Annotated in this window: 8 protein-coding genes, 1 tRNA gene and 6 pseudogenes; 6 read left to right on the forward strand and 9 right to left on the reverse strand. The window is 68.0% G+C overall.

The genetic code is table 11. The annotated features are described in order from the left end of the window. Positions 1 to 54: 54 nt before the first annotated feature. The 4 genes and pseudogenes from BN118_RS04865 to BN118_RS04880 all read left to right on the forward strand — a co-directional run bounded on the left by BN118_RS04865 (position 55) and on the right by BN118_RS04880 (position 2438). The gene (locus tag BN118_RS04865) at positions 55 to 291 is read left to right on the forward strand and encodes a membrane protein (RefSeq protein ID WP_010930652.1); all 237 of its coding nucleotides are present in this window, start codon (positions 55 to 57) and stop codon (positions 289 to 291) included. A gap of 51 nt (positions 292 to 342) precedes the next feature. Further along, positions 343 to 419: transfer RNA gene (locus BN118_RS04870), tRNA-Arg, on the forward strand. Between the two features lie 216 nt (positions 420 to 635). Further along, the gene (gene bpsR, locus BN118_RS04875; protein WP_003820159.1) at positions 636 to 1121 is read left to right on the forward strand and encodes a MarR family transcriptional regulator BpsR; all 486 of its coding nucleotides are present in this window, start codon (positions 636 to 638) and stop codon (positions 1119 to 1121) included. A 367-nt stretch (positions 1122 to 1488) separates the two neighbouring features. After that, positions 1489 to 2438, forward strand: a pseudogene (locus tag BN118_RS04880) (IS481-like element IS481 family transposase). Here BN118_RS04880 and BN118_RS04885 read toward each other — a convergent pair. From BN118_RS04885 to BN118_RS04895, 4 genes and pseudogenes are all read right to left on the reverse strand, one after another. Continuing rightward, positions 2435 to 3637: pseudogene (locus BN118_RS04885) on the reverse strand (AMP-binding protein); the annotation flags it as partial. The pseudogenes BN118_RS04880 and BN118_RS04885 sit on opposite strands and share 4 nt — an antisense overlap. Further along, a complete protein-coding gene (locus BN118_RS19390; protein WP_010930730.1) occupies positions 3638 to 4588 on the reverse strand; it encodes an IS481-like element IS481 family transposase in 951 nt (316 codons plus the stop codon). It abuts the pseudogene before it with no gap. Positions 4589 to 4711: 123 nt separating this feature from the next. After that, positions 4712 to 6277: pseudogene (locus tag BN118_RS04890) on the reverse strand (sulfatase-like hydrolase/transferase). A 16-nt stretch (positions 6278 to 6293) separates the two neighbouring features. Further along, on the reverse strand, positions 6294 to 7259 hold the full coding sequence (locus BN118_RS04895) for a Bug family tripartite tricarboxylate transporter substrate binding protein (protein WP_010930661.1): 966 nt from the start codon (positions 7257 to 7259) through the stop codon (positions 6294 to 6296). A gap of 93 nt (positions 7260 to 7352) precedes the next feature. Between BN118_RS04895 and BN118_RS04900 the strand changes: the two are divergent. After that, positions 7353 to 7880: pseudogene (locus BN118_RS04900) on the forward strand (MarR family winged helix-turn-helix transcriptional regulator). Positions 7881 to 8013: 133 nt separating this feature from the next. Then, on the forward strand, positions 8014 to 10122 hold the full coding sequence (locus BN118_RS04905) for a TonB-dependent siderophore receptor (protein ID WP_014905576.1): 2109 nt from the start codon (positions 8014 to 8016) through the stop codon (positions 10120 to 10122). A 10-nt stretch (positions 10123 to 10132) separates the two neighbouring features. Here the strand turns inward: BN118_RS04905 and BN118_RS04910 are convergent. From BN118_RS04910 to BN118_RS04930, 5 genes and pseudogenes are all read right to left on the reverse strand, one after another. After that, positions 10133 to 11539: pseudogene (locus BN118_RS04910) on the reverse strand (ferredoxin reductase family protein). Positions 11540 to 11594: 55 nt separating this feature from the next. Further along, positions 11595 to 13497: pseudogene (locus BN118_RS04915) on the reverse strand (xanthine dehydrogenase family protein molybdopterin-binding subunit). 113 nt (positions 13498 to 13610) lie between these two features. Further along, positions 13611 to 14627, reverse strand: a complete 1017-nt coding sequence (locus tag BN118_RS04920) for an IS110-like element IS1663 family transposase (RefSeq protein ID WP_010930525.1) — start codon at positions 14625 to 14627, stop codon at positions 13611 to 13613. Between the two features lie 191 nt (positions 14628 to 14818). Then, complete coding sequence (locus tag BN118_RS04925) at positions 14819 to 15436, reverse strand: isochorismatase family protein (protein WP_010929893.1); 618 nt, start codon at positions 15434 to 15436, stop codon at positions 14819 to 14821. Positions 15437 to 15451: 15 nt separating this feature from the next. Beyond that, on the reverse strand, positions 15452 to 16483 hold the full coding sequence (locus BN118_RS04930) for a M29 family metallopeptidase (RefSeq protein ID WP_010929892.1): 1032 nt from the start codon (positions 16481 to 16483) through the stop codon (positions 15452 to 15454). Between the last annotated feature and the right edge of the window lie 18 nt (positions 16484 to 16501).

Below are 16501 nucleotides of genomic sequence, written 5' to 3' on the forward strand. Positions count from 1 at the left end.
ATCTTTTGTATGCTGTAAAAAAATCCACTGACGTATTGTGTAATGAGCAAATCTATGAGACGCGCGGCCAAATGGTGGGGCCCTGCGGCCACCTGGACGCTGGCGGCCCTGTTGGTGTTGCTGGTGGGCCACGGCGTGGTGCCGGAGGCGGCGCGGGTCTCCGACGCGCCGTTGCTGCATGCCATGGCCGGGCATGCCTACCTGCTGAACTGGGCCGCCGGGTTGATGGCCCTGATCGGCTGGGGCGACAGCCTGGTCCTGTATCGCCGCACCCGCCGCCGGGCGGTTTGAAAAGCCGGCTGGACAGTTTGAAAAAACGCGGTATAATTTCGCCTCTTTACAGCGCCCGTAGCTCAGTTGGATAGAGTACTTGGCTACGAACCAAGGGGTCGTGGGTTCGAATCCTGCCGGGCGCGCCAATATGAAAAGCCGCCATGCCTTGTGCATGGCGGCTTTTTGCTTTGGGCGGCGCGCGCTTGCGGCGCTTGCCCTGCCACGGGTTTGAGGGCCGGCCGTATGCCCTTACACTTGCCGTACTTTTCGCAGCCACTTTGACTTTTCGAGGTGAAGGCGGACTGCCGTGGCGTGCCTTGCCGGCGAGCGGGGTGCGGGGCGGCGGCGCGCCGCAGGAGCCTATGCCCGCATCCCAGGACAAACCCGATGTGCCGCCCGGTCCTTATCATTTTTCCGAACAGGTCGGCCATTTGTTGCGGCGCGCCTACCAGCGCCACGTGGCGATCTTTCAGCAGACCATTCCCGATTCCAAGCTGACCGCGGCGCAGTTCGTGGTGCTGTGCGCGTTGCGCGACCAGGGCGCGTGCTCGCTGGTCGACGTGGTCAAGGCGACGGCCATCGACCAGGCCACCGTGCGCGGGGTCATCGAGCGCCTGAAGGCGCGCAAGCTGCTGGCCGTCTCGCACGACCCGGCCGACCGCCGCAAGGTGCTGGTGACGCTCACGCCCGACGGGCGTGCGCTGGTCGAGGAAATGGTGCCGTTTGCCGAGCAGATCACGCAAAGCACTTTCGGCGGGCTCAACCCCGCCGAGCGGGTGGCTATCGTCTACCTGTTGCGCAAGATGAGCGACGCGGATGACCTTGTCGGACGGCAGTCCGAGTCCTAGGGAAAATACTAGGCGAATTAAAGTGTCAACGCTCTAATTTTCGGCTTGGTCGTCAATCTGTCAAGGCGTCGCCACAAGCAGGAAAAGGCGTTGTCCCTGGATTTTATTGATTTGTAATTCAATGATTTTGTGTGAATATTCGGGTATTCCCGTAGAAATCCGAATAGCCTTTATCGTGATGTGGTTATAGGGTGTCGGTCCGGTGTTTACATGCAGAATTCAAGTGTGTACGCTTTATCATATCCCGCGCGCCCAGGCTTGCAGGCTAGCTGTGAAGATTCAATAGGTTGTATGCATGGTTCATCCGAACCGGATTTGAGAAACTGGAAATCGCCACCCCCCCAGTTCACTCAAGGAGCCCGGCCGGATGAACACCCATAAGCATGCCCGATTGACCTTCCTACGTCGACTCGAAATGGTCCAGCAATTGATCGCCCATCAAGTTTGTGTGCCTGAAGCGGCCCGCGCCCATGGGGTCACCGCGCCGACTGTGCGCAAATGGCTGGGCCGCTTCCTGGCTCAGGGCCAGGCGGGCTTGGCCGATGCGTCCTCGCGCCCGACGGTCTCGCCCCGAGCGATTGCGCCGGCCAAGGCGCTGGCTATCGTGGAGCTGCGCCGCAAGCGGCTGACCCAAGCGCGCATCGCCCAGGCGCTGGGCGTGTCAGCCAGCACCGTCAGCCGCGTCCTGGCCCGCGCCGGTCTGTCGCACCTGGCCGACCTGGAGCCGGCCGAGCCGGTGGTGCGCTACGAGCATCAGGCCCCCGGCGATCTGCTGCACATCGACATCAAGAAGCTGGGACGTATCCAGCGCCCTGGCCACCGGGTCACGGGCAACCGACGCGATACCGTTGAGGGGGCCGGCTGGGACTTCGTCTTCGTGGCCATCGATGACCACGCCCGCGTGGCCTTCACCGACATCCACCCCGACGAGCGCTTCCCCAGCGCCGTCCAGTTCCTCAAGGACGCAGTGGCCTACTACCAGCGCCTGGGCGTGACCATCCAGCGCTTGCTCACCGACAATGGCTCGGCCTTTCGCAGCCGCGCCTTCGCCGCGCTGTGCCATGAGCTGGGCATCAAGCACCGCTTTACCCGACCTTACCGCCCACAGACCAATGGCAAGGCCGAACGCTTCATCCAGTCGGCCTTGCGTGAGTGGGCTTACGCTCACACCTACCAGAACTCCCAACACCGAGCCGATGCCATGAAATCCTGGCTACACCACTACAACTGGCATCGACCCACCAAGGCATCGGGCGCGCTGTACCCATCTCCAGACTCAACCTGGACGAATACAACCTATTGACAGTTCACAGCTAGGCGGGCCGTCCGGCCTCGTCGCGCAACTGGCGGCGCAGGATCTTGCCCACGTTGGTGCGCGGCAGCTCGGTGCGGAATTCCACCGAACGCGGCACTTTGTAGCCGGTCAGGTTGGCGCGGCAGTAGGCGATCAGCGCGGCGGCGTCCAGGTCCGGGTCCTTGCGGATCACGAACAGCTTGACCGCCTCGCCCGAGCGCGCGTCGGGCACGCCCACGGCGGCCACCTCGCGCACCCCCGGGTGCAGCGCCACCACGTCCTCGATTTCGTTCGGATAGACGTTGAACCCCGAGACTAGGATCATGTCTTTCTTGCGGTCCACCAGGAAGACATAACCCTGCGGGTCGACGTAGCCCATGTCGCCGGTGCGCAGGAAGCCGTCGGCGTGGAAGCTGAGCGCGGTTTCGTCGGGCCGCTGCCAATAGCCCGGCGTGACCTGCGGACCGCGCACGCAGATTTCGCCCGTCTCGCCCAGCGGCAGTTCCTTGCCCTGTTCGTCGCGGATCGACAGCTCGGTCGAGGGCACGGGCAGTCCGATGGAGCCGGTGAATACCGGGGCGTCGAGCGGGTTGATGGTGACCGCCGGCGAGGTCTCGGTCAGGCCATAGGCCTGCGCCAGCGGCTTGCCGGTGACGGCGCGCCAGCGTTCCGCCACCGAGCGCTGCACCGCCATGCCGCCGCCCAGGGTCAGCCGCAGGCGCGAGAAGTCGAGCCGGGCGAAGCCGGGGTGGTCGAGCAGGGCGTTGAACAGGGTGTTGACGCCGGTGATGCAGCTAAATGGCGTCTTGCGCAGCTCGCGCACGAAGGCCGGGATGTCGCGCGGATTGACGATCAGCAGGTTGCTCGCGCCGATCTTCAGGAAGGTCAGGCAGTTCGCCGTCAGGGCGAAGATATGGTAGAGCGGCAGGGCCGTCACCACGCATTCCCGGCCTTCCTTGACCAGCGGCCTGACCCAGGCGTGCGCCTGGCACAGATTGGCGATCAGGTTGCCGTGGGTGAGCATGGCGCCCTTGGCCACGCCGGTGGTGCCGCCGGTGTATTGCAGGCAGGCGAGGTCGGCGTGGCCCAGCGCCGGCGCCGCGTGGGGCAGGCGCTCGCCTTCGGCCAGCACGTCGCGCAGGCGCCGCGCGCCCGGCAGCGACCAGGCCGGCACCATGCGCTTGACCCGGCGCACCACGAAGTCGACCACGGGTCCGCGCGGCTAGGTGTGAACTGTCAATAGGTTGTATTCGTCCAGGTTGAGTCTGGAGATGGGTACAGCGCGCCCGATGCCTTGGTGGGGTCGCTGCCAGTTGTAGTGGTGTAGCCAGGATTTCATGGCATCGGCTCGGTGTTGGGAGTTCTGGTAGGTGTGAGCGTAAGCCCACTCACGCAAGGCCGACTGGATGAAGCGTTCGGCCTTGCCATTGGTCTGTGGGCGGTAAGGTCGGGTAAAGCGGTGCTTGATGCCCAGCTCATGGCACAGCGCGGCGAAGGCGCGGCTGCGAAAGGCCGAGCCATTGTCGGTGAGCAAGCGCTGGATGGTCACGCCCAGGCGCTGGTAGTAGGCCACTGCGTCCTTGAGGAACTGGACGGCGCTGGGGAAGCGCTCGTCGGGGTGGATGTCGGTGAAGGCCACGCGGGCGTGGTCATCGATGGCCACGAAGACGAAGTCCCAGCCGGCCCCCTCAACGGTATCGCGTCGGTTGCCCGTGACCCGGTGGCCAGGGCGCTGGATACGTCCCAGCTTCTTGATGTCGATGTGCAGCAGATCGCCGGGGGCCTGATGCTCGTAGCGCACCACCGGCTCGGCCGGCTCCAGGTCGGCCAGGTGCGACAGACCGGCGCGGGCCAGGACGCGGCTGACGGTGCTGGCTGACACGCCCAGCGCCTGGGCGATGCGCGCTTGGGTCAGCCGCTTGCGGCGCAGCTCCACGATAGCCAGCGCCTTGGCCGGCGCAATCGCTCGGGGCGAGACCGTCGGGCGCGAGGACGCATCGGCCAAGCCCGCCTGGCCCTGAGCCAGGAAGCGGCCCAGCCATTTGCGCACAGTCGGCGCGGTGACCCCATAGGCGCGGGCCGCTTCAGGCACACAAACTTGATGGGCGATCAATTGCTGGACCATTTCGAGTCGACGTAGGAAGGTCAATCGGGCATGCTTATGGGTGTTCATCCGGCCGGGCTCCTTGAGTGAACTGGGGGATCGGCGATTTCCAGTTTCTCAAATCCGGTTCGGATGAACCATGCATACAACCTATTGAATCTTCACAACTAGCGGCGCCGTCCGGCGCCGGCCCTACCACTGGCCGAAGTGGATGCCCGCGCGCTTGTGCGCGTTGGTGCTGCGCTCGATGGCGGAATCGGCGATCGTGACGCGGGTCTTGCGCCCCAGCGACCATTCCAGCAGGCGCGCGCGCATCTCGGCGCGCACCGCCTCGTGGGCCGGGCTGCGGCCCAGGTCCTGCAGCTCGCCCGGATCGTTGGCCAGGTCGTACAGCTGCTCGGGCTCGTCCTGCCAGTACACATAGCGCCAGCGGTCGGTGCGCGCCGACCAGGCGCGCGCCTGCTGCGGCGTCTTGCCGCGCAGCAGGCGCGCCTGGCGAAAGCTGTAGTCCAGCTCGGAGAACACGCAATCGCGCCATGGCGCCTGCGTCGCGCCGTGCAGCAGCGGCTGCAGCGCCCGCCCTTCGATGCGATGCGTGGGCAACGGCACCTCCAGCGCCTGCAGGATGGTCGGGACGATGTCCACCCCCTCGACCAGCTTGTCGCTGACCGTGCCGCGCACGGCGTCGCCGGCCGGGCTCGGGTCCATGACGATGAGCGGCACGCGCTGCACCGTGTCGTAGAACAGCTCTTTCTCGCCCAGCCAGTGATCGCCCAGGAAATCGCCGTGGTCGGAGGTGAAAATGACCAGCGTGTTGCGCATCAGCCCCGCGCCTTCCATGTAGTCGAACAGCCGGCCGAGATGGTCGTCGAGCTGCTGGATCAGCCCCTGGTAGGCGGGCCGGACGATGCGCACGCAATCCTCGCGCGCGAAGCTGAGGCTTTCCTCGTGCTGGCGATAGGCCTACACCACCGGATGGGCGTCCTCGCGCTCGGCCGCCGTGCGCAGCACCGGCAGGCATTGTTCGGGCCGGTACATGCTGTGATAGGGCGCCGGCGCCATGTAGGGCCAGTGCGGCTTGACGTAGCTCAGGTGCAGCACCCAGGGCTGGCCGCCGCGCTGCCGCATGAAATCCAGCGCCTGGCCGGTCATGTAGGCCGTCTCGGAATGCGCCTCGCGCACCCGCGACGGCAGATAGGTATTGCGCATGTGCCAGCCGCTGACCACCTGCCCGCCGGCGTCGATGGCCGAGATGACGTAGTCGCTCCCGGGGTCGGGCGAGTCATAGCCGTGGCGGCGCAGGAAAGCGGGATAGCCGCTTTCGGCGCCGGGCTCGTGGTGGCCGTCGTAGCGGTCCAGCTCGCGAAAGCCGCCCCGGCTCAGCAGCAGGCCCAGCTCCGAACCGCCATCCAGGGCCAGCCGCTGCATGCCCGCCGCGTCGGGCAGCACATGGGTCTTGCCGGCCAGCGCCAGGTCCAGGCCATGGCCGGCCAGGTATTCGCCCAGCGTCACCTCCCCCACCGACAAGGGCACGCGGTTCCAGGTGGCGCCGTGGCTGGAAGGATAGCGACCGGTGTAGTAGCTCATGCGCGACGGTCCGCACACGCCCGAGTTGACGAAGGCCCGCTCGAACCGCACCCCGCGGCGCGCCAGCGCGTCCAGGCTGGCGGTGCGCAGGTAGGGGTGGCCGTAGCAGCCCAGGTGGTCGGCCCGCAGCTGGTCGGCCATGATGAACAGCACGTTCTGCACTTGTGTCATGACGGATTCCGGCCGCTTACTGGGTGGCGGTGAAGCCGGACTGGCGCACCACCGGCTCCCATTGGTCGCGATAGGCCTGCAAGGAGGCGGCGGTCTGCGCCGCGTCCTGCGCGACCGGCTCCAGGTTGACCGCGCGCACGGCCTGCTGCATGGCGGGCTCGCTCATGACGGCGGCGATATCGCGGCCCAGCCGCTCGACCTTGTCCGCCGGCATGGCCGCCGGAGCGAAGAAGGCGTTCCAGCCGTCGGCGGCCAGGTCCACGCCCGCTTCGCGAAAGGTCGGCACGTCGGGCAGTTGCGCGTCGCGCGTCTGGCCCGAGGTGGCCAGGATGCGCAGCTTGCCCGCCTGGTGCTGCGGCAGCAGCGTATCGAGCGTGTCGATCCCCTGGCCGAGGATGCCGCCGATCAGCTCGGTGATCAGCGGGCCCGATCCGCGGTACCCCACCACCTCGACGTCTTCGCCCACTTCGCGGCCCAGCATGAGGGCGAAGAAGTGCGGCAGACTGCCGGTGGCCGGCACCCCCACCGTCAATTGCTTCGGATGCGCGGCGATCCATTGGCGCAGGTCGGCCAGCGTGCGCAGCGGCGAACCGGCCGGCACCGTCAGCGCGAACTTGTAGCGGCTGGCCAGCGACAGCGGCTGGAAATCGCGCTGCGCGTCGTAGCCGGGCTGGGCGTAGACCAGCGGCGCCACCACCATGACCGCCGGGTTGGCCAGCATCAGCACATTCTGCTGCGCCGAGGCCTGCCGCAAGGCCTGCGCCGCGATGCGCCCGCCCGCGCCGGTCTTGTTCTCGACGATGACCGGCACGCCTACCCGGTCTTTCAGGCGCTCGGCCACCAGCCGGGCGATGCGGTCGGAACTGCCGCCGGGCGCATAGCCCACCACAATGGTCAGCGGGCCGTCCAGCGGCGCGGCCGCCTGCGCCACCGGCCCCGACATTCCCAGCGCCAGGACGGCCGCCAGCATCGACTTGAACATCGCTTGTCTCCTTTCATTGTTGTGCCGACAATCTAACAAGCCGATACTCGATGGATCTAATCCAATAAGCCCCGCAAGGTCTCCAACGCCGCCATGTCCCGCCCTGCCGCCTGTCTCCAGGATATGCTGATGTACCGGCTGTACCAGGCCTGGTCGCAGTCCAACCCGGTGTTCGTCCGCCTGTGCGAAGGCCGCTACGGCATCACCCGGCGCGAATGGCGCATCCTGGCCGCGGCGGTCGAGCATGGCCGCATGACGTCGGCGGCGCTGGCCGCCGCGGCCAGCCTGGACCTGGTGCGCACGTCGCGCACCGTCGGGGCGCTGTGCCGCAAGGGCTGACTGCAGCGCGAACACGGCCTGTCGGACCGCCGCGTGGTGCACATCGAGGCCACCGAGGCCGGCCTGGCGCACTACCAGGCGGTGCTGCCCGCGGTGGCCCAGCTCAACGACCTGCTGGCCGAATCGCTGGATCCGGCCGAAATCGACCAGTTGCGCGACCTCCTGGCGCGCATCGAGGCGCGCGGCCGCGCCATGGCCGCCGGCAACCTGATCGCCGAGAAGGCCGACCGCCGCGCCGGCGGAACCCGGCGCCCGCGCGAGACCGGCCCGCCGCCGCGCTGACGCCCCGCCGCGCCGCCCGGCCACGGGCTGTGTTTCATCGCCGAAACAGTTTGTGTAAAACATTTAATGTGAATCATTCTGATTGGCGATAGAATTCGTGGCCTCAGACATATAAAAGAAAGAGGAACCTCCCTTGCATACTCGCACGCCACAGCGGCAGCGCCCGGTCGCGCCGCGCCTGCTGCATCTATCGCTGGCCGCCTCGCTGGCGGCCGGCGCCGCCCAGGCGCAGACCGCCACCGAAGCCACCACCCTGCCCACCGTGCAGGTCACCGGCAGGGGCGAGACCGCCACCGGCCCGGTCGACGGCTATGCCGCCACGCGCAGCGCCACCGCCACCAAGACCGATACCCCGCTGTCGGAAACCCCGCAGGCCGTCACGGTGATCCCGCGCGAGCAGATCATCGACCAGGGCGCGCAGAACGTGCAGGACACCATGAACTACGCCGCGGGGGTGCGCCCCAACGCCTATGGCGTGGACAACCGCGGCGACTACGTGCGGGTGCGCGGGGTGGAGCCGGTCCAGTATCTCGACGGCCTGAAGCAGTTCTTCAACTACAACAATCCGCGCACCGAGGTCTACGGGCTCGAGCGCGTCGAAGTCCTGCGCGGCCCGGCCTCGATGCTGTACGGCCAGGGCAGCACCGGCGGCGTGGTCAACCTCGTCAGCAAGCGGCCGCAGCCCGAGGCCATGCGCGAGATCGGCGTGACCGTGGGCAACCACAACCGCAAGGAGATCCAGGCCGATCTCACCGGCCCGCTGACCGAGGACGGCACCTGGCTGTACCGGGTGGTGGCCCTCGGACGCGACAGCGACACGCAGGTCCAGTACACCAAGGACGACCGCATGATGCTCGCGCCGTCGCTGACCTGGCAGCCCAGCGCCGCCACCTCGCTGACGCTGCAGGCCTACTGGCAGAAGGACAAGTCGGGCACGACCCAGGCCTTCCTGCCCTGGAGCGGCACGGTCAGCGGCAACCCCAACGGCCGCATCCCCACCCGCCGCTTCACCAGCGAACCCGGCTTCGACCGCTACGACACCGAGCAATTCAGCGTGGGCTGGCAGTTCGAGCACAAGTTCAACGACAACTGGAAAGTGCGCCAGAACCTGCGCCACACATCCAGCAAGGTCGACTACAGCACGCTGTATCCGGCGGTCTACGGCAACCCCGACAATCCCTTCATCGACGCCGACCAGCGCGTGGTCAATCGCTACCTGTACATCAAGAACCCGCGCATGCGTTCCTTGCTGGCCGACCAGAACCTCGAAGGCAAGGTGAACTGGGGCCGCGCCGAACATACCCTGCTGATGGGCGTGGACTACAGCCGCTATCGCGAGACCGGCGAGACCGGCAGCGGGTTCGGCGCGCCGCTGGACCTGTACCAGCCGGTCTACGGCACCCTGCCCGACTATGCCATGTCGGACGTGCCCAAGAACAAGCAGCAGCAGATCGGCGTCTACCTGCAGGACCAGATCAAGTTCGACCGCAACTGGATCGTGGTGGCGGGCCTGCGCCACGACCGCGTCGCCAACAGCGTCGAGGGCGCCGACAAGGAAACCGACAACGCCACCACCAAGCGGCTGGGCCTGATGTACGCCGCCGACAACGGCTGGTCGCCCTACCTCAGCTACAGCGAGTCGTTCACCCCCATCGCCGGCACCGACAACAGCGGCAACCGCTGGGTGCCGATGCGCGGCAAGCAATGGGAAGCAGGCCTGAAGTACATGCCGCAGGACACCGGCTATGAGGCCACCCTGGCGGCCTACGACCTGCGCGAGCGCAACCGCCAGACCAACGACCCGTCCGATCCCACCAACCAGGTGCAGACCGGCAAGACCAAGACGCGCGGCATCGAACTGGAATTCCGCGGCCGCGTCACGCCGCAGATGGATGTGATCGCCAACTACAACTACACCGACATCGACCCGCAGCTCGAAGGCCTGCCCAAGCACACGTTCTCGCTGTGGAGCAAATACCGGTTCAGCGTGGGCGATGTGCATGGCTTTGCCGCCGGCGCCGGCGTGCGCTACCTGAACGCGTTTCGCGACGGGTCCGCGCCCGAGACCGGCTCGGTGGCCCTGTTCGACGCCATGCTCAGCTACGACACCGGTTCGTGGCGCTATGCGCTGAACGTCGCCAACATCGCCGACAAGACCTACGAGGTGGTGTGCCTGCGGCGCGGCGATTGCTTCTACGGCCAGCGCCGCACGGTCACCCTGAGCGCCATGTACCGCTTCTAGCGGTACGCCGTCAGCGCATCTCGAACAGCTCCTGGTGAAAGCAGGCCGGCGGCATGCCGCGGGCGGCCAGGCCTTCGCGCAGGGCCTGGCCGAACCCGGCCGGCCCGCAGAACCACACTTCCGATTGCGCGGCCCGCGGCAGCATGTCGACCAGGCGCTCCGCGCTCAGCTTGCCGTCGCGCTGCGTCACCAGCACGTGCAGGCCGACCCGGGCGCGCTCGGCCAGGGCGCGCAGTTCGCCGATGAAATCCGGGTCCGGCGCATTGGTGGAATACACCAGGTCCACCTCGTGCGCCGGCGCGCCATCGGAGCGAGCGGCGGCCATGTCCTGGAGCCGCGCCAGGAACGGCGTGATACCGATGCCGCCCGCCACCAGGATCTGCGGCCTGCCGTTCGCGCGGAAATCGAAGCGCCCATAGGGTCCCTCCACCGTCACGCCGTCGCCCACCCGCAAGCGCGCCGGCAGGCTGCGGGTGTAGTCGCCCAGCCCCTTGATGCTGAAGCGCAGCAAGCCGTCGTCGCGCCAGGCCGACGAAATGGTGAACGGATGCGCGCCCTCGGCGCGGTCGAAGGCCACGAACGCGAACTGGCCCGCCTTGTGGCCGGGCCAGCGCGTCTCCAGCTGCACGTCGACCTGCATCACCGCGTTGTCGGCGAATCGCTCCAGCCGCGCAATGCGGCCGGCGGCCTGGCGCGGGCGGCCGATCAGGCCCAGCAGCGACAACAGCGCGCCCGCGCCGCCGGCGGCCATGACCACGGCCATCACCGGCCCGATGGGCCCGCGCCAGTAGGCCGGCGCCATCAGCACCACGGCATGAAACACGAACACCAGGTACAGCGCGGGCATCAGCCGGTGCGTGCGGAAGAAGTGCCGGTACGGAAAGCGCTTGTACAGGGCCAGCGCGGCCAGCAGCAGCAAGGCGTACAGCCCCCACTCGCCCAGGCTCTTGGCCACCCCGTGCCAGGCCTGGAACGGGTCGTACAGGGCCGCCTGCCCGGCCGGCGCGGGCACGCGCGGCGGCCGCACGGTCCAGCCCTGCGCGGCCATCCAGGGCGGCACGATCTTCAGCAGCCAGTGCGTCAGCGCCAGCGCCACGCCGCCCAGGCCCAGCCACTTGTGCAGCCGGTAGAACTTGTCCAGCCCTCCCAGGGCGCCTTCGAAGCGGGCCGGCCGCGCCGCCAGGATCACGCCCAGCGACATCATGCCCAGGGCCAGGATGCCGGTGTAGTAGATCAGGGGCTTGCGCATGACCCAGAAGCCCTCGCCTCATGCGCCGGGCGGGTTCTGGCTCAGCCACAGGACGGACAGGGCCGCGACCAGCAGAATGAATATTGTTCTCAGGCGTCGCATCGCATCTCCGGAACGGGCGCGATGGCGTTTGCGCAGCCTCCCATTCGCGCCAGGCCCATTATGCATCGGGCGCCCCCCCCCCCGCCGGCCTTGATCTGGCGCAACGCGGCCGCGCGCGCGGTCAGCCCGCCAGCGCCGCGCGCACCCGCTCGGGCGTAAACGGCAGCTCGCGAAAGCGCCGGCCGGTGGCATCGAACAGGGCGTTGGCCAGCGCGGCGGCGCCCGGCACCGAGGCCGATTCTCCCGCGCCCATGGGCGGCTGGTCCTGGCGCGGCATCAGCACGACCTCGATCGGCGGCACCTCGGTGAAACCGAGGATGGGATAGGCGCCCCACTCCATGCTGCTGACGCCGGCCTGGTTGAACGACACCTGCTCCTTCAAGGCGCGGCTGAGCGACTGGATCACATTGCCGTGCAACTGGTGGCGCACGCCGTCGGGGTTGACGGTCATGCCGGTATCCTGGCCCACCACCACCCGTTCGACCGTGATGGCGCCGCTGCGCGCATCGACGGCCAGGTCCACCACCCAGGCCGCCCAGGCCGCGCCGAAACCCGGGAACTTGCTGTGCACGTAGCGCGCGTAGGCCAGGCCGCGGCCGCGCAGCAGGTGCCGTGCGTCCGCCTGGCCGCGGCTGCCGCGTTGCCCTTCCCGCCAGCCGGCCCGGCTTGCCACTTCGCGCAGCAGATCGATGGCGCGCGGATCGTCCAGGTGGCGCAGGCGAAACGCCAGCGGATCGGCCTGGGCGCGTTCGGCCAGTTCGTCGATGAAGCAGTCGTGCGCGAACGAATTGGGCAGGGCCGATACGCCGCGCAGCCAGGCCGCGCGCATGATGGCGGCGGTATCGTGGCACACCACGCGCAGCCTGTCGTAGCGATACGGCGGCACGGCCGTACGGTCGCCCATCTGCAGCGTACGCGGCTCGGCGGCGAGCGTCCCGGTCAGCAGCAGGGCCAGCAAGGGCGCGTCATTGGACGGATAGCGGGTGGCGAAATCGTAGGCGGCCAGGCCGCCTTGCGCGTCGACCGCGCCACGGACTTCCATCAGCTGCGCCGCGCCCTTGGGCTCCCAGGCGTGCTCCTGCTCGCGGCTGAGCTGCACCCGCACCGGCCGTCCCACCGCGCGCGACAGCAGCGCGGCGTCGGCGCAGACATCGTCGGCGCAATTGCGGCCATAGCAGCCGGCCGCCTCCATGCGGACGATCTCGATGCGCGACTCGCCCAGGCCGAGCAGGCGGTCCAGGTCGATGCGCAGCATATGGGGATTCTGCGTGCCCGACCAGACCGTCAGGCCATCGGGGCGGTAGTCGGCCAGCCCGCAGGACGGGCCGATCGATCCGTGCATCTGGTACGGCCATACATAGTGCAGCGCAGCGCGTCCGGGTGCGCCAGCGCCGCGTCCACATCGCCTTGCGCCACCAGTTCGCGCGGCGTGGCCGGCTGGTCGCGCAGCGATACTGCGCGCTGGGCTTGAGCGCCACCGCGTCGGCCAGCGCCAGCGTGGTGCCGCCGCCGGCCAGCAATGTCCAGTAATCGGTGGCGCGGCCGTTCCCGGCGCGCACGACGCCATCGTCCACGCGCAACATGTCGGCGGGCGTCCGCAAGGCGTCGGCGGCGCGCGCCAGCAGCCAGGCGCGCGCCTGCGCGGCCGCCTTGCGCAGCGGCACGGCGGTGATCTGGATCGTGGCGCTGGCGATCGTCGGCCCCTGGTTCGGCGCGGCCTCGGTATGCCCCAGCACCATCTCCACCCGCTCGAACGCCACGTCGAGCTCCTCGGCCACGATCTGCGCCAGCGCCGTGCGCACGCCCGTGCCCAGGTCCACGTGCCCGTTGAACGCCTGCACCCGGCCGTCGGCGCGCACCGCGATGAACACGTCCGGCGTGGCCGGCACATAATCGGACGCCGCACCCGGCTGCCCCGGCGCGGGCTGCGCCCCCGCCGTCGGCGCGCGCGTGACCAGCAAGGCGTCCGCGGCGCGCAGCAAGGCCTCTCGTTGCGATCTGGGTGTTTGCATGACCGTCCTCATACTCGGCGCGTCTGTGCCCGCAGGGAGCAAGATTCAGCAGGTGCCTGTCCTCGCGGGAAGGACCAGGATTCGGCAGGTGCCTGTCCCCGTGGGGACAGATACCGTCTTGGCAGTCAACCGTTCATGGCGTAATTGGGCTGGTAGGGGATGCGGTTTTTGAGGACCCCGAAGCACAGATGCACCAGTTTTCTCATGGCCGCGCCCAGCGCGGCCTTTTTGCTTTTTCCTGCTTTGAGCAGGCGCTGGTAAAGGGCGCGGATGTGGGGGTTGTGGCGGGTCCCAACCAGGGCCGCCATGTATAACGTGGCGCGCACCTGGGAGGGGCCGGCTTTGGACAGGCGTGCGCAGCTGTTCAGACTGCTGCCGGATTGGCGCTGCACAGGGACCACCCCGAGATAGGCGGCCAGGCTCTGGGCGGAGTCGATATGCCGATTGTGCATGACGGCCAGGATGGCGTTGCCGGCCTGAGGCCCGATGGCGGGGATGGAGTTCAGCAGCTCGCAGTCTTGCTTGAGGTCGGGGTGGTTGTCGATGTGCTGATCGATCGCCCGCTCGATTTGTTTGATCTGTTCGCGCAAGAACGCGATGGCCTTGTCGATGGAACCATCGACCAAGGGCGCCGAGGGGCTGAACTGGCTCTTCTCTTTGCGATTGAGCTCACGCAACAGATCCTTGCTCAGCGCCTCGCGTCGCGTCAACAAGGCGCGCAGTTGACGCGCATGCAAGGGCGCCGGGTGCCACAGCGCCGGGCTCAGCGTCTGTCCATAGCGAGCCAGCACGTAGCTGTCGAGCGCATCATTTTTGGAGCGCAGCGCCAAGGCCTTGGCAAAGTCCCGGGCCTGGGCGGGATTGACCAAAGAGACCCGGACCTGGGGCAGCGCCGTGGCCGCTTGCTCGTGATACAGACCCGTAGGCTCCAGGATGGCGTGCAACTGCGCCGGCTGTGCGCCGTGTTTGGCGCACCACGCCAGCAGGGCTTGTACGCCCGCGGCGGTGTTGACCACCACCTTGGTCTTACGCTTGTCAGCCTCAGCCGTCAGCAACGTGCAATCCAGCTTGGCCTTTGATACATCAATACCTATGAAAACATGGACTTGGCCTCCTGCAGATAACAAACTGCTGTCAGCCACTGCGCCCACTTGCCTTGTACATACAGGGTCCTCGCCCTACGATACCGTCCAGTGTCTCGCCGGCCCAGCAGTGCGCTGCCGAGCCGCTATCTGTCCCACAAAGTCCTCGCTTTGGGCACCAACTCGCGGTCATCGGCGCGCGGTGGTGATAGCTAATCACCACCGGAGGAAAGATACAAGGCACCTGAGTGTCACTTTGTCTTTGCCAGCGCCTCGTCATGCGTCATCACGGCGGCGTATTTCTGGCGCATGTCGAACAGGTTGGCCTCGTGCGGGCCCAGCGCGCGATCGCCCACGCAATCGGACAGCACCAGCGGCCGAAAACCCGCCGACATCGCGTCGACCACGCTGGCGCGCACGCACCCGCTGGTGGTCGCCCCGGCCACCAGCAGCGTCTGCACCCCGCGCTGCGCCAGCCACGCCGCCAGCATCGTCCCGTAGAACGCCGACGGCGTGCTCTTGCGCACCACGTACTCGCCGGCCTGCGGCGCGAGCTGCGGCACGATCGCGCTGGCCGGCGCGTGCTCCTTGAGCGTGAGCATCCCCGGCACCTTGATGCTGAAGATATTGCCGTCGGCATCGTCGTCGGCATACACGATGCGGCTGTGCGCCACCGCCCAGCCCCGCTCGCGCGCGGCCGCCAGCACCGTGCGCGTGGTCTCGATCGCCGCCGCGATGTTGCCCCCGCCAAACTGCGCCGGGTCCGCGAACCCGTTGACGAAGTCCACGATCAGCAGCCCGTACGGCGCCTTCAACGGCAGCGCCGCCCCGAACCCCTGGCGCTCGTAGCTGCCCAGATCATTGCTCATGTCCCTGCCCCTTCCTCAGTCCAGTACCTTGCCCTCGCGCACCACTTCGCGCCCGTCCAGGCGCACCGTGCAGCGGCGCAGCGGAATGTCGATATGGCAGGCCGTCGTGCGGCTGCCCCCCGCCTCGTTGTTCGGCCCCAGCGAGAACAGGAAATTGCCCTCGTAGGCCCGCGCATCCATGCCGATGGTCGCCTCCCGGTCGTACAGCCCCAGCGTGGTCCAGCTCGCCCGCGGCTGCAGGCCCCAGCCGATGTGCGAGATCGCGTACGCCTGCGGGTCCTTGAACGTGGCCACGTACTCGCGCAGCATCTCCGCATCCAGCCCCCCTTCGATGCGCGTCGCGTAGCCGTTTTCCACCGTCAGCACGATGGGCTCGCTCACGTACGACTTCTGCGGCAGCAAAATGTCGCCCCGGTCGATCACGATCGTGCCGTTGGCCGAGCCCTCGTCGGGCCAGGTCAGCGCAAACCCGCTGGGCCAGTGGTCCCACCGCCCCGGCTCGTCCACGTAGCCGTACTCGCTGATCGCCGGAAACTCCCCCAGCCCGCAGCGCAGCCGCGTGCCCGCCTCCGACTCCACCGTCATCTCGCGTGCGCCCGCGATGCGAGCCGCCGCCGCCTTGACCCGCTGCCGGTCGCCCTCGGTGGGCACCAGCCGCGCCAGCACCTCCGGCGGCTCGACCGCCAGCAAAATCCGCGTGCCCCCCTGCAGGATCTCGTGCTGCTCGGGCGAGAACAGCAGCGTCATCAGGTCCAGCACCAGGTCGCTCGCCTTGAGCATCGCGATCGCCGCCTTGTTGCCCGTCAGCGGCGTGGTCCCCAGGTACGCCAGCGCATCGCGGCTGAGCGCCTTCTCCCCATTGACCGGCGGCAGGTCCAGCCGATTGACCACCGCCCCCAGCGACTGCGCCGCCACCAGCGCCGTGCCCAGCGTCTGCGGGTGCGTGGCCGCGCTGGTCAGCACCGTCACCGTCTGCCCCGCCTGCAGCCTGGACAGGCGCAGCACCTGCGTCCAGGCCCGGATCATCTCGTAATCGCTCACCGGCATCGCTACTCTCCTTGTGTC

The organism is Bordetella pertussis 18323 (assembly GCF_000306945.1).
GTDB lineage: Bacteria > Pseudomonadota > Gammaproteobacteria > Burkholderiales > Burkholderiaceae_B > Bordetella > Bordetella pertussis.

Coding starts and splice junctions, on each gene's coding strand:
- BN118_RS04925 (WP_010929893.1), bottom strand. CDS start 15,436: ATGAGCAATGATCTGGGCAGCTACGAGCGCCAGGGGTTCGGGGCGGCG.
- BN118_RS04895 (WP_010930661.1), bottom strand. CDS start 7,259: ATGTTCAAGTCGATGCTGGCGGCCGTCCTGGCGCTGGGAATGTCGGGG.
- BN118_RS04930 (WP_010929892.1), bottom strand. CDS start 16,483: ATGCCGGTGAGCGATTACGAGATGATCCGGGCCTGGACGCAGGTGCTG.
- bpsR (WP_003820159.1), top strand. CDS start 636: ATGCCCGCATCCCAGGACAAACCCGATGTGCCGCCCGGTCCTTATCAT.
- BN118_RS04865 (WP_010930652.1), top strand. CDS start 55: ATGAGACGCGCGGCCAAATGGTGGGGCCCTGCGGCCACCTGGACGCTG.
- BN118_RS19390 (WP_010930730.1), bottom strand. CDS start 4,588: ATGAACACCCATAAGCATGCCCGATTGACCTTCCTACGTCGACTCGAA.